The 24608-nt window shown below is 42.8% G+C and carries 23 protein-coding genes; 18 read left to right on the top strand and 5 right to left on the bottom strand.

Annotated features, from left to right (window positions below):
• A complete protein-coding gene (gene nagA, locus MHI15_RS02655; protein WP_076127285.1) occupies nucleotides 1–1149 on the top strand; it encodes an N-acetylglucosamine-6-phosphate deacetylase in 1149 nt (382 codons plus the stop codon).
• Here the strand turns inward: nagA and MHI15_RS02650 are convergent.
• Both MHI15_RS02650 and MHI15_RS02645 read right to left on the bottom strand, forming a co-directional pair.
• Complete coding sequence (locus MHI15_RS02650) at nucleotides 1138–1908, bottom strand: AraC family transcriptional regulator (RefSeq protein WP_076127284.1); 771 nt, start codon at nucleotides 1906–1908, stop codon at nucleotides 1138–1140. The two genes, nagA and MHI15_RS02650, sit on opposite strands and share 12 nt — an antisense overlap.
• Nucleotides 1909–1927: 19 nt before the next feature.
• Nucleotides 1928–2509, bottom strand: a complete 582-nt coding sequence (locus MHI15_RS02645; RefSeq protein ID WP_076278710.1) for a LysE family translocator — start codon at nucleotides 2507–2509, stop codon at nucleotides 1928–1930.
• 116 nt (nucleotides 2510–2625) lie between these two features.
• Between MHI15_RS02645 and MHI15_RS02640 the strand changes: the two genes are divergently transcribed.
• The 14 genes from MHI15_RS02640 to MHI15_RS02575 all read left to right on the top strand — a co-directional run bounded on the left by MHI15_RS02640 (nucleotide 2626) and on the right by MHI15_RS02575 (nucleotide 18264).
• Nucleotides 2626–3180, top strand: coding sequence for a GNAT family N-acetyltransferase (locus tag MHI15_RS02640; protein ID WP_076307665.1), 555 nt, complete (start codon nucleotides 2626–2628; stop codon nucleotides 3178–3180).
• A gap of 189 nt (nucleotides 3181–3369) precedes the next feature.
• Nucleotides 3370–3849 carry a DUF6530 family protein gene (locus MHI15_RS02635; RefSeq protein WP_038572158.1) on the top strand — a complete coding sequence of 160 codons (480 nt, stop codon included), beginning with the start codon at nucleotides 3370–3372 and terminating at the stop codon, nucleotides 3847–3849.
• A gap of 42 nt (nucleotides 3850–3891) precedes the next feature.
• Nucleotides 3892–4251 (top strand): GIY-YIG nuclease family protein, encoded by a 360-nt coding sequence (locus tag MHI15_RS02630; protein ID WP_038572157.1) that lies wholly within the window; start codon nucleotides 3892–3894, stop codon nucleotides 4249–4251.
• A gap of 189 nt (nucleotides 4252–4440) precedes the next feature.
• On the top strand, nucleotides 4441–5439 hold the full coding sequence (locus tag MHI15_RS02625) for a Gfo/Idh/MocA family protein (protein ID WP_076281549.1): 999 nt from the start codon (nucleotides 4441–4443) through the stop codon (nucleotides 5437–5439).
• Between the two features lie 2 nt (nucleotides 5440–5441).
• Complete coding sequence (locus MHI15_RS02620) at nucleotides 5442–6359, top strand: AraC family transcriptional regulator (RefSeq protein WP_248548564.1); 918 nt, start codon at nucleotides 5442–5444, stop codon at nucleotides 6357–6359.
• Nucleotides 6360–6376: 17 nt separating this feature from the next.
• Nucleotides 6377–7459 (top strand): Gfo/Idh/MocA family protein, encoded by a 1083-nt coding sequence (locus tag MHI15_RS02615; RefSeq protein WP_341164104.1) that lies wholly within the window; start codon nucleotides 6377–6379, stop codon nucleotides 7457–7459.
• 137 nt (nucleotides 7460–7596) lie between these two features.
• Entirely contained in the window at nucleotides 7597–8301 is a 705-nt protein-coding gene (locus tag MHI15_RS02610; RefSeq protein WP_076127275.1) for a response regulator transcription factor, read from the top strand.
• 3 nt (nucleotides 8302–8304) lie between these two features.
• A complete protein-coding gene (locus MHI15_RS02605) occupies nucleotides 8305–9690 on the top strand; it encodes a sensor histidine kinase (protein ID WP_076281550.1) in 1386 nt (461 codons plus the stop codon).
• A 90-nt stretch (nucleotides 9691–9780) separates the two neighbouring features.
• A complete protein-coding gene (locus MHI15_RS02600) occupies nucleotides 9781–10314 on the top strand; it encodes a hypothetical protein (RefSeq protein WP_076182931.1) in 534 nt (177 codons plus the stop codon).
• Between the two features lie 138 nt (nucleotides 10315–10452).
• Complete coding sequence (locus MHI15_RS02595; RefSeq protein ID WP_076278706.1) at nucleotides 10453–11574, top strand: FtsW/RodA/SpoVE family cell cycle protein; 1122 nt, start codon at nucleotides 10453–10455, stop codon at nucleotides 11572–11574.
• A 30-nt stretch (nucleotides 11575–11604) separates the two neighbouring features.
• Nucleotides 11605–12624: an LCP family protein gene (locus tag MHI15_RS02590; protein WP_076182929.1), complete on the top strand. Its 1020-nt coding sequence runs from the start codon at nucleotides 11605–11607 to the stop codon at nucleotides 12622–12624.
• Between the two features lie 179 nt (nucleotides 12625–12803).
• Nucleotides 12804–13979 carry an MFS transporter gene (locus MHI15_RS02585; RefSeq protein ID WP_076201547.1) on the top strand — a complete coding sequence of 392 codons (1176 nt, stop codon included), beginning with the start codon at nucleotides 12804–12806 and terminating at the stop codon, nucleotides 13977–13979.
• Between the two features lie 252 nt (nucleotides 13980–14231).
• A complete protein-coding gene (locus tag MHI15_RS02580) occupies nucleotides 14232–17402 on the top strand; it encodes a GNAT family N-acetyltransferase (RefSeq protein ID WP_341164103.1) in 3171 nt (1056 codons plus the stop codon).
• Complete coding sequence (locus MHI15_RS02575; protein WP_076104960.1) at nucleotides 17389–18264, top strand: amidohydrolase family protein; 876 nt, start codon at nucleotides 17389–17391, stop codon at nucleotides 18262–18264. The genes MHI15_RS02580 and MHI15_RS02575 overlap by 14 nt, the downstream gene beginning before the upstream one ends.
• A 136-nt stretch (nucleotides 18265–18400) precedes the next feature.
• Here the strand turns inward: MHI15_RS02575 and MHI15_RS02570 are convergent, their stop codons facing one another.
• On the bottom strand, nucleotides 18401–18790 hold the full coding sequence (locus tag MHI15_RS02570) for a hypothetical protein (protein WP_341164102.1): 390 nt from the start codon (nucleotides 18788–18790) through the stop codon (nucleotides 18401–18403).
• Nucleotides 18791–19063: 273 nt separating this feature from the next.
• Here MHI15_RS02570 and MHI15_RS02565 point away from each other — a divergent pair, with 273 nt between their 5' ends.
• Nucleotides 19064–19453, top strand: a complete 390-nt coding sequence (locus MHI15_RS02565) for a BlaI/MecI/CopY family transcriptional regulator (RefSeq protein ID WP_076143756.1) — start codon at nucleotides 19064–19066, stop codon at nucleotides 19451–19453.
• Nucleotides 19453–21279, top strand: a complete 1827-nt coding sequence (locus MHI15_RS02560; RefSeq protein WP_341164101.1) for a M56 family metallopeptidase — start codon at nucleotides 19453–19455, stop codon at nucleotides 21277–21279. Before MHI15_RS02565 ends, MHI15_RS02560 begins: the two co-directional genes overlap by 1 nt.
• A 690-nt stretch (nucleotides 21280–21969) precedes the next feature.
• Here the strand turns inward: MHI15_RS02560 and MHI15_RS02555 are convergent.
• Complete coding sequence (locus tag MHI15_RS02555) at nucleotides 21970–22596, bottom strand: glycoside hydrolase domain-containing protein (RefSeq protein WP_312148393.1); 627 nt, start codon at nucleotides 22594–22596, stop codon at nucleotides 21970–21972.
• Nucleotides 22597–22851: 255 nt separating this feature from the next.
• Between MHI15_RS02555 and MHI15_RS02550 the strand changes: the two genes are divergently transcribed.
• Nucleotides 22852–23970, top strand: a complete 1119-nt coding sequence (locus tag MHI15_RS02550) for a copper amine oxidase N-terminal domain-containing protein (protein ID WP_175617282.1) — start codon at nucleotides 22852–22854, stop codon at nucleotides 23968–23970.
• A gap of 77 nt (nucleotides 23971–24047) precedes the next feature.
• On the opposite strand, the gene MHI15_RS02545 is transcribed toward MHI15_RS02550, so the two are convergent.
• The gene (locus MHI15_RS02545; RefSeq protein ID WP_341164100.1) at nucleotides 24048–24602 is read right to left on the bottom strand and encodes a helix-turn-helix domain-containing protein; all 555 of its coding nucleotides are present in this window, start codon (nucleotides 24600–24602) and stop codon (nucleotides 24048–24050) included.
• Between the last annotated feature and the right edge of the window lie 6 nt (nucleotides 24603–24608).

Here is a 24608-nt window from a genome sequence, read left to right as displayed (position 1 = left end):
ATGACTTATATTTTGCAAAATGTACAAGTAGTGCTTCAGAATAGTATAGTTTCAGCGGCCAATGTATGGATTTCTGAAGGAAAGGTGATGAGGATAGACTCAGGAGATATTTCTATCCCAGAGGGTGAGTATGAACGGATTGATGGCGGAGGGCATTTGTTAGTGCCCGGAATGATAGATGTGCATATTCATGGCGCTAACGGGTTTGATATGATGGACGGTACTGAAGAGAGTATTCAAGAAGTATCGAAGGCTTGTGCAGCTTCTGGTTGCACCTCATTTCTGGCTACCTCTGTGAGTTCTACGATGGAGGATCTTTTAGAGATGATTCGTAGTGTCAAACGTGTCATTGGGTATGAAGTGGGAGCAAAGATCGCAGGCATTCACTTAGAGGGACCTTATCTAAACCCCAAGAGAAAAGGAATGCAAAATGAAAAGTATCTGCGGCATCCTAACTTAGAGGAAATGAAGCTCATTTTCCAAGAAGCTGGATCACTCATAAAAATGGTTACGATTGCTCCCGAGCTGCCGGGAGGCATGGAGCTTCTTTCCTTTTTGAAAGAACAGGGAGTGGTGATAGCGATTGCTCATTCGGATGCCACATATGAGGAAGCCAAACAAGCTTTTGCCGCTGGGGCAAGTCATGTTACGCATTGTTTTAATGGCATGCGGCCGATCCATCATCGAGATCCGGGGATTGTGGTTGCCGCTTTCGAAGAGAAGCATGTGAGCCTGCAAGCTATTGTGGATAATGTCCATCTGCATCCTGCAATTATCCGCTTGATGCATACCATGAAAGGACCGGAAGGAATGGTCTTGATCACAGATGCCTTACAGGCAATGGGGTTAGGGGATGGAAATTATATATTTGGAGGACATCAGGTTACGGTATCTGGTGGCATAGCGCGATTGGAAGATGGCACGCTGGCCTCCAGTACAGTTACCATGAATGAAGCCTTACGTTATACTGTCGAAACTGGAATTTCGCTCACAGATGCCGTGCAAATGGCTTCAACTACACCGGCCAATATTCTTGAACTTCAACAAAAGGGGACGATCACCTCTGGCTTGGATGCTGACCTGGTTCTCTTGGATGATGAATTCAAAGTGCTCTGGACAATGGTGGGAGGGCAGATCTTACAGCTGTGACCGGTATTCATGTGCGGTTATTCCGAACACGCTTTTAAAATGCCTGTTCAGATGAGTTAGATCCACAAATCCGCAATCTACAACAGCTGCATAGATATCCTTGGTTCTCTCTATGGACTGCTTGGCACGCTCTACCTTGCAATTTAAGAAAAATTGATAGGGTGATATTCCTGTATGTGTCTTAAACTCGCGAATAAACTGATATTTGGATAGACCAAACTCTGTGCAGAGATCGTCCAGCTTCAGCACATGGTCTAAACTGCAGTACATCATTTCCTTTGCTTTTTTGAGAAATTTATTATTCGTTCTGCGATCAGTAACTATTTCAGTATTGGATACTAAATGAACCAGAGTGAATAACAGTTCACTGCACAAAGACTCCTCTTTGCCATTCTGGATGGCATGGTTTAGGGCTAATATGCACTGCGCCAATTTGTCATCGTATAAGATAGGAGTGGCGAAGCGGAGTTCTTTTTTTCTTAATATCTCTAACATTAGGGTTGGCTTAATATAAAGCATGACATAATCAATGCCACCTTTATCATACGCATTGCCATCATGCGTTTGTTCTGGATTAAACAACATTACGCCATTTTTATGAGAGGATTGCAAACTACCGTCAAGATTATATTGCTGAATGCCACGAAGGGTCACACCGAGTGCATATTCCTCATGGCAATGTTTTTTATAGGTGAAATCAGTAAGGCTGGCGGATAAGGACAGGATCTCTGCTGACTTTTTATAGTTAAATTTCTCCACGTTCTTAACCTCCGCGACTTTATAGGATTCCCGATATCATAATGGCCGAGTATACTAAAAACAGTGCCATCACGGTATTTAGAACTTTTTGATGATTTTTCATAAATGTTCTGAAGATTGTCCCAAATACAACCCATGTCGTAAATGCAAAAAATCCGATCACAGTTATAATTATAACAAATATAAACAAGGCAAGCGAAGAGGTATAGAATGGCATTACGTAGTTGGGAATAACCGTTAGTGTAAATACTAGCACTTTAGGATTCACAAGCTGCATAAGCACGCCTGAGCGGAAATTGGCATTGGGGTCAGGCTGGTCTTCCATTGAACCCATTTTAAAGATTTTATAAGCAAGGTAGAGCATATATAAACTCCCAATGATTTGCATAATGATCAGGATATTTGGGATGATTTCTACTAGAATACGGTTCAGCAGAGTAGAAAGGATAAGTAATAAGCCAAAAGCCAGCGTGGATCCGTATACATACCCCATTGATTTTTTAGCCCCGGAATGCTGCACGGAAGAAAGAATAACAATATTGGTAGGACCGGGTGTAAATGTAGCGACAACGCAATAGATCAGAAAGGACAATATATTCATGATGACCTCCAGTAAAGTAGTTCTATGAATATAAACCTTTCAGTCTGAATGCTGATAGTATATTATTGCAGGATTTTTAAGAATTCCGGCCGGGAATAGAAGAGGTGTCCGAATCAATGAATAAGAGTAATCAATTGACCATAAGCACGCTTTCTCCAGCTGATTTTGAATCCACATGCTCTGTTTTTGAAACTTCAATCCAAGATGCCTTTGAAAAAGAAGGGCTTGATCATTTACAAGACGATATCCAAAGTGAAATAGATCATAAAAAGCAAATGGTGATGACTTCACTGGATACTACGACCGGAGAGCCTTACTTCCTTCTTGCAAAAATAGAAGAGCAGGTTGTCGGTACGATTTCCTTTGGACCTTGTGGCGAAGATATTCAAACCTGCACGGATCATCAGTTAGATGAAATAGGGGAATTGGGCAGTCTATACATTATGCCAAGTTATCAGGGCCAAGGTGTGGGTTCAGCCTTAATTAAGGAAATGATGATATTTCTAAAAAAGCAAGGGGTAGAGCAGTTTTGTCTGGACAGCGGTTATAAACGTGCACAGGTCAGGTGGCAACGTAAATTTGGGCAGCCTTATAAAGTAGTAGAAGACTATTGGGGACCTGATTCTGTCCATATGGTTTGGTTTTGTAATGTGAATGATCATTTAAGCTAGAGATATATTTTACATGAAAATAACAGTCCCTTTGCTGCGCGCAGAGGGATTTTTTGTTTTGTTGGATAAAACGGGTATAATGTCGTTTGACAGATGATCTTTTGCCGGGTAATATGAATCTTAGATTTAGTAAATTAGTAATTTAGTAAATGAGTAAATTAGTAAATCATAAAATGGAGAGTGACTAACATGAAAATTCCAACAACTCTAAAACATAAACCTGTAGTCGTGTCAGAAAATTACGAGCAGGTTGATGGCCGCTACGCCGGGGACACAGATGCAAAAGGTCTGTCCCTTGGATTAGCACAATGGAACGATAGAGGAAAGGTCGACATCTCAGCAAAGGTATGGAGACATACAGGGGACAAATGGTCGAGACAGTCCGAAGAGCTGCCAATGCACCGTGTGCTTGACCTGGCAATTTTGATTTGCAGAAGTAGTTTGTATTTTCAAGAGGCCTATCGTTTTCCGAAAATGTATGATCCCGAGAGCCCTATGATTGATCGTATTGGACTGCAGGGAGATGCAATGAGTGTATCTGTATGTGCAGACAATCCCATGATTGATAATGATATTAAGCTGTTCGCTCAGGCGCTTAGTGATGATGGTGAAATGATCGGAGAACGGCTTTCGGTATTGTCCCGTTTATTGAAAGAAATGGGGTACTGAAATTTAGCAGAATGGCCTGTGAAAGGAGAATCATAAATTATAATGGACAAAAGTAAACGTAAAGAACTTCAGGAGCAATATAAGCAGCTCAAGACGTACATGGGTGCTATTCAAATTACAAACAAAAGAAGCGGGAAAATATTCGTTGACAGCTATCCCAACCTGAAGAATAAATGGATGACTATACAGATGCAATTAGATATGGGCAGATTTGCGAATGCAGAGCTGCAAAAGGACTGGAAGGAACTTGGAGCAGAAGCCTTCAGCTATGAGGTGTTAGAGCAGAAGGAGTCAGAAGACGTAACCGACGTGCGCTGGGAGCTTAAACTATTGAAAAAGAAGTGGTTCGAGAAATTGCAGCCCTTTGATGACAAAGGATATAATAAGCCACTAACCCATTAAGCCAAGTATAAAGAAACCTTTAGCTTTTATAGCAAGGGTTTCTTTTTTTAGGGATCGTATTTCACTCCGGATTTTATGTGTCGTAATATTATATATGTTTTGTCGCATTTTCCTACTAAAAAAGCTGTTTATTATGTGTTATTTTTATAGCAGATGTCAGAATAACATATATACGGGAGGCACAAGTAAATGACCATTAGAATTGGTAAGCTCAGCTATTGGCATGTGCATGCATGGGATTATACCAAGCAAGCTCAGGAGCATGAAGATACCGTATTAGCTGCAGTTTGGGACGAAAACGTAGAGCGTGGGAACAAAGCTGCGGAAAGCTTGAATATTCCTTTTTTTGAATCACTGGATGATCTGCTTGCGCAAGAGGATATAGATGCCGTTATCGTGGATGCACCAACGAATATGCATAGAGACGTAATCGTGGCTGCGGCCAAGGCGGGCAAACATATTTTCACAGAAAAAGTTATTGCCCCAACGTTAAAAGAAGTTAACGCAATTATCGCAGAAGTTAACGAGAACAAAGTGAAGCTAACGGTCTCCTTGCCTCGTTTAAATGACGGCTATACATTAACTATTCAAGAGATTCTAAGTCAGGAACTGCTCGGCAAGATTACTTACGTTAGAGTTCGCTTATCCCATAACGGAGCAACGGAAAGCTGGCTTCCTGATCATTTCTTTAGCTTGGAGCAATGTGGAGGCGGAGCTTTGATTGATCTTGGCTGTCATCCCATGTATTTGGCGAAGCTTTTCTTAGATCAAGATGTGACTGGGGTTAGTGCTAATTTTGGGTATGTAACCGGTAAAGAAGTGGAAGATAATGCTGTAGTGACATTATTTGCGGATTCAGGAGCAATTGGTGTGGTGGAGGCTGGTTTCGTGAATAGTCATTCGCCGTTTACTATCGAGGTGCATGGAACTGAAGGAACGCTGCTTTACGGAACACCAGAGAATAAGCTTCTTCTTAGAACGAACAAATCCACGGATAAAGAAGAAGGCTGGAAAGAAGTAGCCCTGCAAAGCAATCGTGAAAGCGCCTTCCATCAATGGGTTGATCATATTCAAAATAATACACTCGCCACTCACAATGTTGAAATGGCAGTTGAGCTTACCAGATTAATGGAGGCGGCGAACCGCTCGGCTAAAGAAGGCTGTGTAATTCCGATTGGGAGGACTTAACGTTGAGCAGCTTTCCCTATGAGATGATGTTTGAGAAGCAGGACATGCTTGAAAGATTGGATATCACGATTCTATGGGGACATTACGAGATTACAGTGTTTAGATTTCATTTGACATCTTTTCCACCGGGCAGAGTAGTCGAGTTCCATAATCATTCTGAATTTGAGTTTCATTTCATTCCGCGCGGGAAGGGAGAAGTCATTCTTGGGGATCAAAAGTATCCTCTGTCAGAGGGAATGTTCTATCTAACCGGACCAGGTGTTATGCATCGTCAAGAGGCAGCTGCAGATGAATCCATGGAAGAGCTATGCCTGCATGTTGACATCAAGAAGAGGATCCGAGATGATGCTGATCTTTGGGAGGTTGCGGAAGCTGAGACCTGTGTGGAGAAGCTGAAGTGTTTACCCTTGGTCCCAGCACAAGATTATCACGGGGCTATGAAGTGTTTTCGAGAAGCATACGAAGCATGCGATGGGAAGTTGACCGGATATTATACTTCAATTAAGCATCTCGTGATTAGTATTTTATTAAAGGCCGTTAGAGCGTATGATTCAGGCGGGATCCGCACGGAGGCGCCGGTTAGAGATATGCTGACTTACCGGTATCAATACGCAATGCAATATATGGAAGCGAATTATTCAGGAACGGTTACCTTAGAAAATGTTGCGGAAAAGCTGAATATTAGTTCAAGGCAGCTGCAGCGGGTGTTTAAGCAAGTAAATGCAGAACAATCATTCAGTAGGGCGCTTGAGGACATCCGATTGCAAGCGGTCTGCCGCAAGCTTGAAGAAAGCAATTATCCGATAGAACAAATCGCACAGTCGGAAGGGTTTACCAATGCTACCTATTTGCATATTGTCTTCCGCAAGCGGTTAGGCATGACACCGGCAACTTATCGAAACAGCAAACAAATCCATTAGAGGTGAGGGTGAAGGATATGAGTAAGGTTTTTCGTGTAGGGATTATTGGATGTGGTGGTATTGCGAATGGCAAACATCTTCCAAGCTTGAGCAGACAAAGTAAGGTTGAGATCGTGGCTTTTTGTGACATTATTAAAGAACGTGCTGAAGAAGCAGCGGAGAAATACGGAAATAATAAAGCTACTGTCTATACGGATTACACTGAACTATTAAAAGATCAATCCATTGATATTATTCATGTGCTTACGCCTAATGATGTCCATGCGGAAATATCAATCGCTGCACTAGAAGCCGGAAAACATGTGATGTGCGAAAAACCAATGGCTAAGACAGCGGCAGATGCCAAACGAATGGTTGAAGCAGCGAAACGTACAGGCAAGAAGCTGACCATTGGATATGACAACCGATATAGAGAAGACAGCTTATATTTGAAAAAAGCCTGTGAGTCCGGAGAGCTTGGTCATATCTATTTTGCAAAAGCACATGCCATCAGACGGAGAGCCGTACCGACCTGGGGAGTATTTCTTGATGAAGAGAAACAAGGCGGCGGTCCGCTTATCGATATCGGAACTCATGCGCTGGACCTAACCCTTTGGATGATGGATAACTATAAACCTAAAGTCGTGCTGGGCACTAAATATCATGAACTTTCACAAAAAGAAGAAGCCGCCAACGCATGGGGACCGTGGGACCCTAAAAAGTTCACCGTGGAGGACTCAGCCTTTGGAATGGTCGTAATGGAGAATGGCGCAACAATCATGCTGGAAGCGAGCTGGGCTCTGAATTCACTAGACGTAAATGAAGCGAAATGCAGCTTAAGTGGGACGGAAGCAGGCGCAGATATGAAGGACGGACTTAGAATTAACGGTGAGAAATTCAGCAAGCTGTACACTAATAAAATTGAGCTTGGGGCAGGCGGCGTTGCCTATTATGAAGGAAAAGCTGAAAGTGCTCCGGATATAGAATTAAGAAAGTGGATTGAAGCGATTGAACAGGATAAGGACCCGGTTGTAACTCCTGAACAGGCTTTTGTTGTTTCGCAAATATTGGAAGCTATTTATGAATCGGCGCAGACCGGCAAGGCTGTGTATCTGGATTAGATTTTGACAACTATAGCGATTTAGAGTAATATCCACTTGTGATTTAATTATAGGGATCTGAGACAAGACTCTCTCTTTACCGGGAGAGTTTTTTTGTTTTTTACTTGTTTAGACTCTGGGTAATAGGGGTGGAGATCGTGGATACTATTGATCGCAATCATGTGCTTATTGTGGAAGATGACGATAATATTAGACGTTTTATATCTATAAATTTAACGAATAACGGGTTTGTGGTTAGTGAAGCTGCTTGTGGAGAAGAAGCCTTGCAGAGCTTTGAGGTGAGCCGTCCAGATGTTCTGGTTCTGGATATCATGTTGCCTGATTCTAATGGGTTCGAAATATGCCGAAAGCTAAGAGAGAAAGACGCTGGGGTCATCATCATTTTCTTAACCGCTCGTGGACAGGATATGGACAAAATCAATGGCCTTGAAATGGGTGCTGACGATTACATTGTTAAACCTTTTAATCCATTAGAATTGGTAGCACGTATTAAAGCGATTTTGCGCCGTACAGAATCAGCTCTCAAGCCGCAAAAAACGATACTTCAAGCTGGACCGATTCGGCTGGATCTGAATGCAAACAAGATGTTTAAGCAGGATGACAGCATTGAATTAACTCCGAAGGAATTTCAGATGATGAAGACCTTTCTGGAGCATCCGGATACAGCACTCTCTAGGAATGAATTAATGAATCTTGTCTGGGGAGAGGATTATATTGGAGATCCTAAGACGGTAGATGTTCATGTGCGTAAGTTAAGAGAGAAAATTGAGGTTGATCCTTCTAATCCGCTTTGGATTGAGACGGTATGGGGGCTCGGATACCGCTTTAGAAAGGATGGTTGAAGAATGGGGATTCAGAAAAGATTAGTAGGAAGCTATTTTGTAGTCATCTGTCTTACTGTGCTCATTCTTGAAATCATTCTTAATGTATCTGTGCGATATTATTATTTTCATAACATTGAGGAAACCCTGATGAATCAAGCAGAGCTATCGGCTTCTTTTTTTCAGCAATACTTTGGGGACCAGGATCTGGAGGAACAATCGGATAGGTTACTGAAGGGTTTTGCGAGTCATTCCGATGCACAGGTACAGATTATTAATGTTGAAGGCCGGCTGTTGCAGGATTCAAATGGACTTCAAGGCGATCTTACTATGACTGAGTACATAGATGTGCAAGCAGCAATAAAAGGGCAGCCCGGCAGTTGGAAAGGTGCGGACCCTAACACAGAGGAAGCGATTTACGCGGTATCCTATCCTTTACAAGCGAATGGAAACATCGTGGGGGGAGTCAGATTTATCACGTCCTTAACGGAAACTATACATACAGTTAAACAGATTACGGTTTTACTGATCGGGGTGGGGATCATCGTCATTGGCATTGTCACCTTACTTGGATTATTACTGTCTTGGACCATAACCAGATCCATTAAAGATTTGAAGCAGGCAGCAGACCAGATGACCGAAGGTGATTTCAGCATCAGAGTGCATAAGCGCTATCAAGATGAGCTGGGTTCATTGGCGGATACGTTAAATATGATGGCAAGTCGAATCTCCAAGAGTGAACAGCTTAAGAATGATTTTATCGCTTCCGTATCCCATGAACTGCGAACACCCTTGACCTCGATCAAAGGTTGGGCAATTACCTTAAAGGCGAGTGAGGTGAGTAATCAACCTCTGTTTTATGATGGGCTTGATATTATTGAATCCGAAAGTGACAGGTTAACTAATATGGTGGATGAATTGTTGGATTTCTCCAAGTTGGATAACGGAAGAATCGCCGTTCACTTCACATCTGTGGATCTAACAGAACTACTGCAGCATATCGGCAGACAACTTACCCCTAGAGCGACCCGACAAGGCATCTCACTAGATGTAAAAATAGAAGAACATCTGCCAGTGATTCAAGCTGACGAGAATCGTGTGAAGCAAGTCATGATTAATCTCATTGATAATTCACTCAAATTTACTGGTTCATCAGGTCGAATCTTTATCACCGCTCATACGGTTCCAGGGAAAGTCGTGATTTCTGTAGAGGATACAGGCTCAGGCATCGCTGAGACGGATTTAGAGAATGTGCGGCAAAAATTCTACAAAGGGGATCAACAGGCTTCGGGCAGCGGCTTGGGATTATCCATCTCGGAACAGATCATTAAATTGCATCATGGAGAGCTGCGAATAAGCAGCACTTTAGGCAAAGGAACGATTGTCCAATTTGACTTACCGATAGAATAAGAATTCAAATTTAACTATTTCATAACCACTTTCATCTCTTTCACAGATAAAATACTATATATGCGGACAAGCGAGGAGTCGATGATCCAAATGCCGAGCAAATTCATAAAAATAGGTACCCTGTTGACAACTTTATTTTTGCTCGGAGGATGCGGAGTCCCGGCGACACCCGGAGAGCTGATTAAACCTCCATCATCAGAAGCAAATCTGCAGCGAGACAAAACGAGCCAGGAATTTATTAAGTGGCTTCCAGACAAAGCTCAATTGATAACTCCGATGAAGGGACAAGAAGATAATGCCATCTCCTTTGGCGATATGGATGGAGACGGAATCGACGAAGCCGTAGTTGTGTATGAGTACAGTAAAAACAAAGGATACACTATAAAAGCAATGTTGTTGAGGCAGGAAAATGAAGCTTGGCAGAAGATTTCCGAGGTTGAGGGGTTTGGGTATGGTCTAGATTATGCCGGATTCTTTGATGTTGATGAAGATGGCCATAACGAGCTTGCACTGGGCTGGTCATTGGGTGAGGCAGGTAATGGTATGGATATTTATACGCTAAGTGAAGATAAACTTAAGCTGTTATCGAAGAAGGCGTATCAGGGCAAATATGATCTGAGGTAATCATTTAACCTAATCATCCGCAGCGCTTCATTGAGAAAAAAGAAGTAAAAGTGCTCAGCGGATTATTTATAATGCCCATTTTCATGTATATATCCCCTACACAACAAGAAAACTACAGAAATTAAATAGAGGTTGTAAATGCTTATCTCTACCAAAATTGCAAAGCTGGACAGATCCGTACTTTTTCTCACCACCTGCTTAGTTGGCATGGGTACTGTTGCTATTTATGAAGCGACTACGGATACGCGGTTAGACGGTCTTTACATAAGTTATTTGTATTTATTTGCTTTATTTTGCCTACCCATGTTATTCATTGCTTTGGTAGATTATAAGATTCTATTAGGCAGGTTAGCGTATCTCTTTTATGGCGTGGGCATAGGTTTACTAGTACTAGTCAAGCTGGTTGGAGAAAACCTCAATGGTGCCGTGCGTTGGTTAAGTATTGGGAGCTTTCAGCTTCAGCCCTCCGAGCTGGCTAAAATATGTACGGTGCTGCTCATTGCTCATCTATTAGGTACACGAGAGGGCCAGCGGCTGCGGTTTTTTCAAGATTTAGTGCCGGTCTGTTTCGTTTTTTTAATTCCTTTCATTTTAATAATGGATCAGCCCGATTTGGGTACAGCACTCGTATTTGCTGGCATATTACTTAGTATGCTGTGGATTGGTAACATCCGTGCTCTATATATGATTCTGATCCTTGGTGTTGTGATTATTTCGATCGGCACGATACTATGGCTGTATTATGCTAACTTCGACCTGTTATCCAAGATTGTCGAGCCCCATCAACTGTCACGAATCCAAGCTTTTTTGGACCCGCAGAGCGATCCGGATAAGTCTTGGCATGTGAAAAACGCAATGATAGCCATTGGCTCCGGAGGATTATCGGGCAGTGAAGGTATTTTTTTGCGAAAAGGATATATTCCATATGCGTATTCCGATTCGATCTATGTAGTCATCGGGGGAAAATACGGTTTTATAGGTTCATCCGTGCTGCTGATGCTTTATTTGCTGCTCGTGTACCGAATGATCTTTATTGCGCTGGATAGTAGGGACCGTGCGGGTACCTATATTGTCACCGGGTTTATCGCTATGTTCATCTTTCAAGTTTCCGTTAATCTTGGGATGCATATTGGGTTACTGCCCCTAACGGGGATTTCATTGCCTTTTATTAGTTATGGAGGCAGCTCGTTGCTAACTAATATGATAGCGATTGGCATAGTGCTAAGTGTTAAAGTTCATAAGGATGAAAGCGCTGATTGAATAAGCTATTGGAACTGAGTGGAGGAAATTATGTCTAACAAACGCAAGTGGACAACAACCCGTAAAATTCTGACGAGCATTGGTCTTGTCTTAGGCGCAACTATTATAGGGATTGGAGTATATGCAGGGTATTTATACAAAAAGACGGATGATGCGATACAGCGTATGGCAGCTCCAGTCACCGTACAACCCACTGCTGCTCCAGAGGAAAAAAAGGAGACGGTATCGGTTGAACCTATGATTTTTCTGCTTGCCGGGGTAGATAGCCGGGACGGTGGCGGTGGGGTAATGAATACTGATGTTCTGATGCTTGTCAGCTTCAATCCGGACACGAAATCGACGAGTTTCTTATCTTTACCCAGGGATTTGTTGCTAAAACCTAAATCGTTACCTTCCCGTAAAGCCAATTATTATTATGCTTATCATTACATAAAAGACAAAACAGAGGCTATTCCGAATACAAAAGAGTTTTTCAGCAATTTGCTCGGTCTGCCGATTGATCACATGGTTGTGGTGAATTTTGATGTGTTGCAGGAGACCGTGGATTTGCTTGGCGGACTGACTATAGATGTAGATATGGATATGAAATATACCGATACGGCAGATGGTACACACATCGATTTAAAGAAAGGCTTGCAGAAGCTGGATGGCCAACAAGTTCTTGATTTTGTGCGGTACCGTAAATCGAATCAAGGAACGGCTGAATCCTCCGATTTCCAGCGTAATGATCGGCAGCAGCAAGTAATCAAGCAGATTCTGGATAAGCTAGGAAACTTCCAAGGTGTGTCCCAATGGGGAAATGTATTGGATATCATTGGTGAAAATGTGAAGACGGATATTCCTCAAGCAGATCTGCAGCAGTGGTTATTCAACTTCCCTAAACTTAAACCAGAGCATATTAATTCCTTACATGTAGAATCTCTTTGGAAGAGCCCGTATGTCTATGTGAATAAAGAGGATCTAAAACAAGCACTTACTACTCTGAGTACGGAAGCAGGCGTCAGCTCCGAAAGCTCATTACACTTGGAGAATGTTGGAACGGTGGATTAACATCTATAACCCTGCTCTTAAGAGCAGGTTTTTTTGTTTGTTCTACTATAAATCCCGCTAACCAGTAAAGTAATCCGCCAAGAGGTAGAGGCCTGACTTCCATGCATAGTACCATAAACACAGCGATTATAACGAATCGTATATTGTTTCTGGTTTACTTGAGAGGAGAAGGGAATTTTATGAAATACAGACGGGGTATTATGTTTCTAATCGTACTTACAGGAATGATCTCAATAGCTGCTTTTAATCCGATTATTGGTCCGCTTGCGCGAAATTTGGGGCTGAGTGATTTTCAATCAGGATGTTTAGTATCGGTGGCGGGGTTATGTTGGCTGCTCGGAGGATATTTCTGGGAAAAACAAACGTTTATGAGCCGAAAGTGGCTGCTTGCTTCGATTATGTTCGTCTATATGGCCACACTCATCATTTTTGCACTATTGGCTGATTATGCAGTAAATGCACAGAGTAAAGAGAGTCTGTTTTGGAGTTTCTTTTTACTTCGCGCAATCGCTGGCTTTTTCTTTGGAGGAATTCCGGCATTAGCACAAGCTTATGTTATGGGCTGGAGTACAAAAGAAACCCGTACACAAGGAATGGCATTATTTGGTGCGGCCAACGGTCTTGGTTTCGTAGTAGGACCCGCAATGAGTGGAGGAATGGCTTCACTGGGCCTGACCTCACCAATGTACGCGGCCGCTATTTTATTGTTCACCTTGGCTATATTGTTTCTGGTGTTTATTCCTAAAGAAAAGAATATTGAGATTGAGCGGCAGGCGATTTCACTTTCCCCCAATGATCGACGGATACGCCTCTATTTATGGATTGGACTTTTGCTTTCGTTTGCTCTGAATATCGTGCAGGTTACTATCGGATTTTTTGTGCAGGATAGCTTGGGTTACAGTACTCAGCAAGCCACTCAGTTAATTGGAATGGGGCTGGCGATCTCGGGAATAATGGTAGTGCTCTCGCAAATTGTAATCAGTAAGTATCTCAAATGGCATCCTAAAAAAGTGCTGCTCGTAGGACTCTTATTTGTTGCCTTAGGCTTGCTGGGATTGTTATTGTTCATCAGATTTGCGTATGTAGACTTTACATTTTTGGGTATTGGCATCGGCTTTACACTGCTCGGCTACAGTGCGGGTGCTTCAATGGCGGTTCAAGACCATGAGCAAAGAAGCGTTGCTTCCTTTATTGCGGCCCTGCAAGGTGGCGGGTCATTCATAGGGCCAGTTATAGGAACGGCCTTATACACCGTTAATATGGCGCTTCCTTATTCTATCTGCGTACTGCTGATATGTATTGTAGGTCTCGCTAATATGAAGAAAAGAGCGGCGGATCGTGTGGAGAGTTGTTAAAGAAGAAAGGCTGCTCCTAATAGCAGCTTCAGGCTGTCGAGGGTGACTCGACAGCTTTTTTTGTAGCTTTCTGCTGGCAGTGAGTTTATGTAGAAAATAAGGAGAAAGAGTTTTTTACCTCGTATTGAGCTTCCAGTTAATAGTATAATAAGAACTCGTAGGAGTTATTTCAATATGTTGTAGAGAGGTTATCCAGAATAACTGTATACGAATACATACTCATATTTTTTTGAGGAATAAGGAGATGAAGACATGACTGTAAAAACTACAGCGGAACAAATCCGCATTATCGAATACGATTCTTCTTATGCTGGGGCGGTCGCAGAAATGTGGAACCGCAGCAACGAAAGCTGGGGCGGAGGCACCAATCAAAGAACTGAGGACAGTGTGCGCCGTGAGATGGAGATCTCGTCCAATCTTAATGCCTTTCTTGCCGTTGATGGCAAAGAGGTAGTCGGCTTCTGCAGCTTCGCCCACTACCGTCAAGATGAAGGGGCTTTGTATGTCCCGCTATTGAATGTACGTCCCGATTATCACGGATACAAGGTTGGCCGCAATCTGATTCTGAACGCTGTTCGCCAAACAATAGAAGCGGGCTGGCCACGTCTTGATCTGTTCACTTGGGCAGGTAATACGAAAGCCGTACCAATGTATAAGAAATGCGGATTTTTTTGGGAGAAAAATGAAGATTACGTCCATCTGATGAACTTCATTCCAACAGTACTGCAAACGGAAGCACTTGCTCCTTATTTTGAAGAACTGGATTGGTATGCAGACAGTACCCGTGAACTTCCCATTCAGCCAGATGGCCGCCAGGAGCGTGGCTTTGATTTCTTTGATTACACTTGGCAAAAGGGAAAACTCTCCTTGCGGGCGGAATTCGAGAAGACTGGCCGCGGTCTGACCGCTCTTGATACACCAGACTATGAAATCTCTACGGAAATTGATGATCATGATCTTGTGTTTGGTTCGACCTACAAGATTCGCTATCGCATCAAGAATCGTTCGACGTCTGAGCTGGCCATTGAGATCGAAGGCCAGAACGATAAAAATATCCGTTTTGCTCTATCTGCTGCGCGATTACTCGCTCCAGGTGAAACGGTTATCGTGGAAGGTGATTTTGAGCTTGATTCAGTTCGGGAAGAGCAGAACGATAAGAAGACACACCCCGTTGTTATGAGCAAGTGGATCATCGGTGGCAAGCGTGCGGAATTCCGCATTGGCGTTGCTCCTAAATTTCCACTCAAAATGAAGATAGCGCTGCCACACCGGGAACTGTATCTGGGTCTTCCTTCGGAACTGTACCTTAATGTGGAGAATAATTTTGCTGCAGAAGCAGAATTTTCTTTTGATTTGCCCGAAGACGAATTCCTCGTATGGGCGGACCGTACAGTAAGCTTCACTGTTCCAGCTAAGAGTAAGGCTTCTATTCAAGTACCCTTTACCCTAAATTCATACGGTCTTTATTCACAGGCTATTGAGGTAACGGCCGTTCCGGTTGGAGAGAAGGCAGTCACCTTTATCAGCAAGCTATCCGTTCTAATGAAGGGAACGCATGGCCGCTTTGGCGGGGAAAACGGGGATCAGTGGGTGGCGGTGAATGGCGCCTACTCTATTCATCTTAATAATACCGACAATGGAATGTGGATTGAATATCCCGGCTCGAGCCATAATTTCTGGTTGACCCATCCGAAGTTAGGCAAGCCATTCGCAGAAGAATTCTCTAAGAAACAGGTCAAAGAAGTAAAGATCTATTCTGAAGGGGAGAGCCAAGTTCTCGAATCTCTTTACGAGTCGGAAGAATTCCCGGGTCTTGAGATAAAAAGAGTGGCTAAGCTATTTGCCAACGGAATCGCTGAGTTTTATAGTGAGGTCTGCAATACCAATAGTGATATCCTGGAAGAAGACATGTATCTGTTGACGAATTTCGGCTTTTTCGGTAAACAGCTCATCTTGCCATATCAGGGCCAATACGTGGACATGGGCGATGCTTACTCAGGCGATCCAAGTCTTTGGGACAGTGCACAAATTACGGAGAACTGGTTGTTCTGCAAGGAAGAGAACGTCACATGCGGAATCTGCTGGGATCCTTCGCTAAAATTGCTTCGTCCGGAATACCCGCTTGGGCTGGAGCATAATCTTGGCCGAATCTCCGCTGGAGATGTCGTACGGACAAAAACTATGGTGTTTGCTCTTAACACCTTCCTTAAGTGGTCGGAATTCCGCGCCTTTGCCCTAAAACAGCAGAATTCGGTCATACCGGTGTTGGATGACCATCTTGAGCTAACGCTCGGCGGTGGAAATCCTTTTGCAGCAGGGGCACTTCATGCCGAGCTAATCGAACGAAAGATGACACCGCTTGATGGAAGCCTTGAATTGTATGTACAGGCTGATGGAGAAGAGGAGCGAAGTGTCGCTGAGATGGAGTTGCAAAGAGGACAAAATTTGCACTCCGCTGGTTTTGAACTCTCTACTGAGGATACAGAATCACCAGAACACAACGAATCTGGCCGTAAGGTCCGGGTCGTCTATCGTGGTGAGGATCGCATTCAAGAGCGAACAGGCCTCTGGTTTCCACAAACGGAAACAAGCGTTGTTTGTGGGATAGAAGAAGGACCTGCGGGTCCCATTTACACAGTGAGCAACGGAGTTCTATCTATTGCAGCTGCTCCTGATTTCGGCAGCGTTGTGCATTCCTTGAAGCACCAAGGAGAAGAGTGGCTGGACAGCACCTTTCCGAAAGCTGAACCACGTTCCTGGTGGAATCCTTGGCATGGTGGACTCGGTGTGGGTATTTCTGGCATAGGCGGATTTAGCCGGTTGCAGGAGCCAAGAAGCGCAGCTTGGACGGAGCAGATGGATGATCACGGCAACGTCTGGAAGGGATTGAGACTGACCACTTCGATGGAGAAGCAGGAAGCAAACCGAGGGATCACGATCAATCAGCATTACCTCATGCTGCCCGGAGTTCCTGTGCTCTGTGTGTTGATTTCAGTAACCAATGAAAGTGGACTGACGCTGCCGCATTATTCGCTATCCGAGGATAGTTACTTTAAGCCTTCACCAATCTATTCGGAAGGCTGGATGGAGCTCCCAGAGGAAGGCAACTTCCCTATCGGGAAGGTCGAAGCCCATCTGGAATCCAAGGGGCTTATCCGAATCGGTGCAACTTCGCGTAAAGACATGCTGCATGTGGTGCATAGTTATCCTAATCAGAGAGCTATGTCTTACGTGAACAATAAGGTATTCACATATGGTGTGAATCACCATCTACTACTACTGAACGGAGAAACCGCTTGGACACAGCCGACCTTCATGATCATAGGAGAGCTCACTCTGGATCCAGAGGTAGTTCGTAATCTTATGAAGGTGACCTTTGCTAGTGCTTCTGACAAAAAGGAGACTATAAATGCCAATCATTGATATTCACATTCATCTGTCGGACATCGATAGCTTTCATCAGACAGCACTGGACCTCTCCAAAGTTGATTACACAGCTGCTGGGCTCAAAGCGGAGTTTGACAAGAACGACGTTGTTCTCGGCATTGGAATGGGGGTCACGGAGCAGACGAAGGGAGCCTTTCCTGACTCTGCCTCTCCCAATCCGATGGGTCTCGACTTGGAAGCCAGTGTACCGCCGTTCTTAATGGAATGCGTGGGCATTAATCCGAATATGCTCGGAGGAAAGGATGCTTTGGATGAGCTGGACCGAATTGAGGCAAGGCTGCAAGCTCCTGAGGTAGCTGGTATTAAGCTCTATGCCGGGTACTATCATCATTACGTTTATGACAAAATCTACTCGCCGATCTATGAGCTGGCCGCCAAGTACGGCACGCCTGTGGTTATTCATACCGGTGATACGTATTCGATGAATGGATTGCTTAAGTATGCGCATCCGCTTACCGTGGACGAACTGGCGTTCCAACGGCGCGACGTGAACTTTATGATCTGCCATCTAGGCGATCCCTGGGTGATGGATGCTGCCGAAGTGGTCGCCAAGAATCCGAACGTCTATGCCGATTTGTCTGGTCTCGTTGTTGGTGATCGGCCTCATTTTGAGCGGTTCATGAATGAACCCCTGTTTATGGATCATTTTCGCCGGGCGTTGGTGTACTCTGATCACTATGAAAAAATGTTGTTCGGTACCGATTGGCCACTCGCGCCTATTGACCTGTATGCGGAGTTCGTCCGCCGGCTTGTGCCTGAGCAGCACCATGAGAAAGTATTTTATGAGAATGCCTTTGCATTATTCCCACGCATCCAGCAGAGAATTGCAGCGCTCTGAGCGGAGCGGACAGTATATCTGAAGCGCAGGAAAATAATATAATTACGAACAAGCCATCCTTAGTTAGTACTAAAGGATGGCTTGTTTTTACATTTGTATGATGACCATGCCTATTTTTAGATTGAGTTTCCAAATTTTAATCTTCCTTTTCTTTACTTAACAGATCAGCTAGCTCAACCGAATTCTTATTTCTTAAATCCAGCATCTTTTCGCTATTGCTAGCTTTAATCAGGAAACCATCTTTCGTTTTAAAATCCATATAAAGGCTGAATCCGGCCACCTTTAAATTAGCGTAAGTAACAGTCATTCGATAAGTCGGTTCACCCACATCAACAGACCCGCGTACTTTTTTTACAGTTCTTATAGCATCTTCGAAGATTTGAAGGCTTTCACGGTCAGTATAAGTAATTTCTGTTGTTTCGGATGCAAGATTGACACTTACGATCTTTTGCGTGGGTCTGACTAATACAAATAATAAAATTAGTAAAATTATCAGTGAAAATGATAGAATACTAAATTTTTTCATAACCTACCTCCTTACTTAAGAATAATGCAGACCAATCACTTAGTTTCCAAAATAGTTATAAATTTCAGCTGAGTGTGCGTTGGTTATCATTGTTGGAATCTTATAAAAATTCCTAGGGTTCTATTTATTATTTGCTACTGGACTTGTGAAACCTTTATTAAAATAATAAACGTCTAAGAATGTATACATATTTTAGAAATAATGTGCTTGCTTTTTAATTACACGTTTGTATAATGAATGTATTACACAAATGTATAATAAGGAGAAATATGGATGAATAACAAAATCAAACGCTTGCCAGATGCTGAACTGGAAATTATGCTGGTGATTTGGCGAGCCGAGAGTTGGGTTAGCTCCTCTTATATTTTGAATCAACTGGGGGACAAACGTAAGTGGGCGCTTGCAACTTTGATGACAGTGCTGTCACGGCTGGTTGAAAAGGGCTTTCTATCTTGCGAAAAAGAAGGGCGGAGCAACCGTTATCTCGCTGCAATTTCTGAGACAGATTATAAAGAGAGCGAAGGGAAGTCTACGCTTGAAAAGCTGTTTGGCAACTCTGTGCAGGATATGGTGATGTCCTTATACAACGGGAAGGCGATTGATAAAAGCGATCTTGCTGAGTTGCGGGAACTGCTCGATAGAGTAGATAAGGAGGAATCCTGATGATAACAGGTCTTTTTACAGATTTTCTGGTTATTTCTGTGACCCTTAGTTTAGTTATTATCGGCTTAATCACATTAACTCCCTTGTTAAGAAAACATTATTCGGCTAAGTTGAGCTATTGGATATGGTTGATCCTAACCTTGCGATTATTGTTGCCATTCAACTTTTCCTTTACCAATCCTCCTGTGGCGATTCAGCTACCCGAAGGTCAGGCCATAGCAACTGTCTTTCAAAGCTCAGTGTCCCAGAATTTGCAGGCGGATACGCCAGTAATCTCTCAGCCGGTCCAGACAGGGGATGTAAGCCATATCCCTTCTATAATTAATATTTTAGCTTACATCTGGGTTACTGGCGCTGTGCTTTTTTTAGGATATCATTTGCTGAGTTATTTCTTTTTCAGGAAACAGGTGTTACGTTGGAGCAGCCCTCTTCAGAGAGAGGATATGTTCGCCAAGCTCAAACAAGGCGCTAAAGAAATGCATGTAACAACCACCATTGCGGTTCTGATAAGCAGTAAAGTTCCGAATCCGATGCTAATGGGTTTTTACAAGCCAACACTATTCTTGCCGCATGATCAATATAGTGACGAAGAGCTGGAGTTTATCTTAAAACATGAGCTCGTCCATTACAAAAGGCATGACATCATATATAAGCTACTGCTACTGATTGTGCAGGCACTGCATTGGTTTAATCCATTGGTCTGGTTCATGGCACGCGAAGCTGTCCGCGAAATTGAAATTTATTGTGATGACACCGTTGTACGTAAGCAAAATGCGGCATATCGAAAGAAATACTGCGAAGCCATTTTATCGGTTATGCAAAGTAATGCTACACGGCATGTAGCTTTATCAACGAATTTTGCAGGAGGAAAACACTCGATGAAGCAGCGATTTGGCAGTATTTTAAATATGAAAGAAAAACGAAATGGAGTAGGCGCATTTCTTGCGGTCTTAATGGTGGTTGGTGTAACAGCAGTGCTAGCAGCCTGTACGAACCTAAACGGCCAATCTTCAGATACCGCGCTCAAACCAAGTACTATCTATTCCTACAGCTCTAGTGGCGAACAAGTGGTTGTGCATGACGCTGGGAATGCGTATTCCATGGACGAGGATGGTAATGTCTCTGTCTCCTATCGGAAAGGGGAGATCCAAGCGCAAACGCCTTTAAAACTTGATACGACTGGAACAGAAATGGGGATGGGGAGAGCGGATACCGGATTTTATATCTCCGAGGACAAAACTGCAATTGTATATGGATTTGCGGATGGTAAAGAATCCCCTCTACATGTATTAATCAGTGATGACATGGGGAAATCGTGGAATAACTACAACATTGCAGGTGCCAAGGGTTATGACGCCAAGTTCATCGGGTTTACTGACAAACAAAATGGATGGATCGTCTCCGGAGGTTCTGCAGGTGTGGGACGCTCATTAAATTATGTATACCAGACCTCTGACGGCGGGAAGACATGGACGGAGCTTGGAAATCCTAACGATTTATACGCGGAAAGTTTAGCCGGGGCAGGGTTTTCTAACAAGGATATCGGATTCTTAGGGTTCAGATATTATGAAGATAATGGGCCAGTTATTTATTGGACCAAAGATAAGGGGCAGTCATGGGAAAAGCTCGTGGTATCCCTTCCGGAAACCTTTAATGAATATCAAAAAACGCCGCTTTCACCTATTTTTAATGGAAAAGAAGGATTGTATCCTATTCTGCTCAGCAAAGAGGGCAACACTGTAGGTACCATCTATCTGTCGAGTAAGGACAACGGCCTGAAGTGGACGTATGATCCAGCATATGATCAAATGAGCGATTCTAAATAGGAGCAAGTGGAGCAGGGGGGGATCTACAAAGATCTCGCCTCTTTTTTATATGGAGAGCGGACGAATTTAATATGTAGCGGCTTTTAATTGTATTTTGTACAGCTATTTTCGCTCGAAAAACTCGCTCATGAAGATAGTTGTATTTTGTACAGCTATTTTTTAGTTTTTTGCCGCTAAAGCTGATAACTGTGATTTTTAATTGTATAGAATACAGTTAAAGTGAGAAGTTAGCCTTTTACAGACGAAATAAGTGTATAGAGTGCAGTTATCTCATAGGTTACATAAAGTTACAGCGATAAAATATACGGGGAGAGGATAGCAGAAGCAAGTTGCTGTTAGTGAGGAAAGCAAGTTGCTGTTAGTGAGGAAAGCAAGTTCTGTTAGTGAGGAAAGCAAGCTGCTGTCAGTGCGAAATGGATGCTCGATCGTAATTCGGCTGGGAATTGGAAAATTCTGCGTATTTTTCTCCGAGGGTTGCCCAAAGAAGACATTAAAATCGGATAGCTACGATTTATGATTATCTGCTTAAACAAACCGCTACAAACCAAAAACACCAGGCAGAGCTTCTCCATTAATCGGATAATCCATGCCTGGTTGTCTTTTTACTATTTTTATAATAACGAGATTTTATTTGAATCTATCATAATCTGCTTTCGTACGACGCCTCGTCACCGATAAAAGTGGAATAAATTACTTTTTCCAGCCTCCACCGCTATGTGAGGAGGACTCTACATAGTCTACGTTGATTTTGCCAGTGCTTGTTCCTACCTCAGTGTTGAAATTATATTGTCGCAGGTTCCAATCCTCGAAGGTTCCCTGCCAGTCATTATCTACGATGAAGGTGTAACGTGTTGTGGCGGAATTAGTGCCTCGAATATGAGAGCAGACTGCTCGTGATCCGTAGATACCCATTTTATAACCTTTGGAATTTTTAGTACTGCTGTCTAGCACTGATTTTATGCCTTGAAAATAAGGTACTATATTGTTTGTGATTTCGGTAGAGGTCATATCGCGGTCTATCGCAAAATAAATCGGAGTGCTGCTGGTTTGTCCCAAATCACTTGCTAATCCTACAGCCGTTTCAGCATCTTTAACCCCATTGGCTTTCGTAAAATGATCGAGCGATTTGCTGATTTGATAAAGGGATATGATAAATAATCCCCCATCTGAAATCCGTGTAATCTCAGCTGAGGTGAGACCATCTTGGTATCCTTCCACGCGATTTAAATATCGGCAAACGAATGTGAATTTATTATTTTTAAGTGTAGTTAATCTTGCTGCTGTTACATTTGTAGCTGTATCACAACCTAAAGCCATTGTAATTGCCTTCTTTCAATTTTTTTGTTTAAGGTTTGGCGCCAACCTCCCTATCAATTTATGAGAAAACTTTCACAGATTCTTGGGGGAACAACGAAATGAGAGAAAAAGAGGCAGATGAGAGGAATAATGGAAGGAGAGACTTTGAACTTAGAATTTACTATTATTGTTAACTTATAGGAACCTTTGGAATTAAACTGCGTCTATACCCTATGAAGAATTTATGATGTTTCTAACATGGAGGTTGATCAAGATATGGATAAAAGATGGTTGCTAGCTCCAATACTTGTTGCATCATTGCTTGCTGCTCCAGTTGCGAATGCGGCATTGCCCGCTTACTTCACTTTCATTATGGATGGAGGCGGGAAAGGTACGAGCGCTGCACTAGTAAAGGATGGGATTACTTATGTTTCAGCCAGTCACTGGGAAGCGGCAGGACTTAAGGTTGTATGGGATAAATCGCATCAAAGAGCGGAGTTTACTGGATGGGGAAAAAAGATAGCCGTTCGTATTGGAAGTAAACAGGGGGTCCTTGATGGTAAATTGGTAAGTGTAGAAGGTGTTCCTTTTGAAATTAATGGTCAACTCTATGTACCTGCCCGTTTTCTTGTAAATTCATTAGGAGGAACAACGGTCAGCTGGGATGCGACGAAGAGGATATATACAGCAACTGGGCTATTGAACTATGCTAGTGCCAGCGCACAATTTGCTGGATCTACTTATACAGTGGATAAAAAAACAGGGGGTTTATATCTAACAGATTCCGCAGGACAAACTCGCTTGCTAACGAACCTTGGTTCGCAGTTATTCGATGCTGTTCAATTCGATTTTCAGAAGACGCCGAAAGGTCTAATCTATCTAACCGTAACAGATGTTTACGGAGAACCACATATCAATAATAAATGGTATACGATGATTATTAAGGATGGAATGGTCATTCGCCACGCAAGTGTAGGATACCATCTTCGTTATGGTGACAATGTGAAAATAGCTGGCGATCAGCTCCTGCTTACCGATGGGAAAATATTACGATTAATTGAAGATGGAACAGGGAACGTAACGGAGACGATTAATCTGAACACCCTAGGTGGTAATTCGGATAATTATTTAGTGGAGGGAATGGACGAGGATTTTCTGCTGATTCGGTCCAATCAGCAAGGTTTCCTCATGATGATAGATCGTAAAACAGGTGCCAAAACATTGTTGTACAAGGCACTTCTTGACGTAGAGCAGCAAAAATATGCCGAAACAAACGACCTTCCTTTTTTTGGAGACAATCTGAAATTCCTGAAAAGAGAAGGGGATGCCCTGCTTTTTAATAATGAATATGCAAAAGACGGTAAGGTTTATAAGTTAATGCTGGACGGTTCATAATGGGGAGGCTAAGCGTTATCTCCGCAGGTTATCATAGTAAGATTTGATCCCAAGGTTTAAGAACCTTGGTTTTTTTGCTAACTAGAATAATATAAGATCATGCTTAAACGGGTCAATGATTGTCCTGGATTATAATATACATGGGGTTTGTCTGCGTTAAACGTGATAGAATCACCAGATTTTAATAGATATTCATTATCATTGACACGCAAAGACAATTCACCATCAAATACAGTGATTAATTCTTCAGTTCCTTCCATATGTGGATTGGCATCAAGGTATCCACCCTCGTCTATCTCAACCGTATAACCCTCAAATCGTTTGCTTTCATCAAATGGGAAAGAGGGATACACCCGATATTTTCCATTGTCTTCAAGCAGTGGCTGAATTTCATTTCTTAATACGACTCTTGTGTCAGGCTTTGGGTAATTTATCAGCGCAGAAAATGAAGTTTTTAATCCATTGGCGATCTTCCAAATGGTTGTAATGGTAGGTGCCGATTCGCCTCTTTCGATTTGACCAATCATTGTTTTGCTTACTCCTGTTAATTCTGCCACCTTTTCCAGGCTTAAATCTTTACTTCTTCTAATCTTTTTTATATTCTCCGCAATGATTTGATTTATCTCTTCCACGGTAAT

Source organism: Paenibacillus sp. FSL H7-0918 (assembly GCF_038007025.1).
Lineage (GTDB): Bacteria > Bacillota > Bacilli > Paenibacillales > Paenibacillaceae > Paenibacillus_AQ > Paenibacillus_AQ odorifer.
This window is presented reverse-complemented; position numbering and strand designations above follow the sequence as displayed.

Coding starts and splice junctions, on each gene's coding strand:
- MHI15_RS02585 (WP_076201547.1), top strand. CDS start 12,804: ATGAAATACAGACGGGGTATTATGTTTCTAATCGTACTTACAGGAATG.
- MHI15_RS02565 (WP_076143756.1), top strand. CDS start 19,064: ATGAATAACAAAATCAAACGCTTGCCAGATGCTGAACTGGAAATTATG.
- MHI15_RS02595 (WP_076278706.1), top strand. CDS start 10,453: ATGCTTATCTCTACCAAAATTGCAAAGCTGGACAGATCCGTACTTTTT.
- MHI15_RS02590 (WP_076182929.1), top strand. CDS start 11,605: ATGTCTAACAAACGCAAGTGGACAACAACCCGTAAAATTCTGACGAGC.
- MHI15_RS02635 (WP_038572158.1), top strand. CDS start 3,370: ATGAAAATTCCAACAACTCTAAAACATAAACCTGTAGTCGTGTCAGAA.
- MHI15_RS02580 (WP_341164103.1), top strand. CDS start 14,232: ATGACTGTAAAAACTACAGCGGAACAAATCCGCATTATCGAATACGAT.
- MHI15_RS02550 (WP_175617282.1), top strand. CDS start 22,852: ATGGATAAAAGATGGTTGCTAGCTCCAATACTTGTTGCATCATTGCTT.
- MHI15_RS02625 (WP_076281549.1), top strand. CDS start 4,441: ATGACCATTAGAATTGGTAAGCTCAGCTATTGGCATGTGCATGCATGG.
- MHI15_RS02555 (WP_312148393.1), bottom strand. CDS start 22,596: ATGGCTTTAGGTTGTGATACAGCTACAAATGTAACAGCAGCAAGATTA.
- MHI15_RS02630 (WP_038572157.1), top strand. CDS start 3,892: ATGGACAAAAGTAAACGTAAAGAACTTCAGGAGCAATATAAGCAGCTC.
- MHI15_RS02645 (WP_076278710.1), bottom strand. CDS start 2,509: ATGAATATATTGTCCTTTCTGATCTATTGCGTTGTCGCTACATTTACA.
- MHI15_RS02640 (WP_076307665.1), top strand. CDS start 2,626: ATGAATAAGAGTAATCAATTGACCATAAGCACGCTTTCTCCAGCTGAT.
- nagA (WP_076127285.1), top strand. CDS start 1: ATGACTTATATTTTGCAAAATGTACAAGTAGTGCTTCAGAATAGTATA.
- MHI15_RS02615 (WP_341164104.1), top strand. CDS start 6,377: ATGAGTAAGGTTTTTCGTGTAGGGATTATTGGATGTGGTGGTATTGCG.
- MHI15_RS02560 (WP_341164101.1), top strand. CDS start 19,453: ATGATAACAGGTCTTTTTACAGATTTTCTGGTTATTTCTGTGACCCTT.
- MHI15_RS02570 (WP_341164102.1), bottom strand. CDS start 18,790: ATGAAAAAATTTAGTATTCTATCATTTTCACTGATAATTTTACTAATT.
- MHI15_RS02575 (WP_076104960.1), top strand. CDS start 17,389: ATGCCAATCATTGATATTCACATTCATCTGTCGGACATCGATAGCTTT.
- MHI15_RS02605 (WP_076281550.1), top strand. CDS start 8,305: ATGGGGATTCAGAAAAGATTAGTAGGAAGCTATTTTGTAGTCATCTGT.
- MHI15_RS02600 (WP_076182931.1), top strand. CDS start 9,781: ATGCCGAGCAAATTCATAAAAATAGGTACCCTGTTGACAACTTTATTT.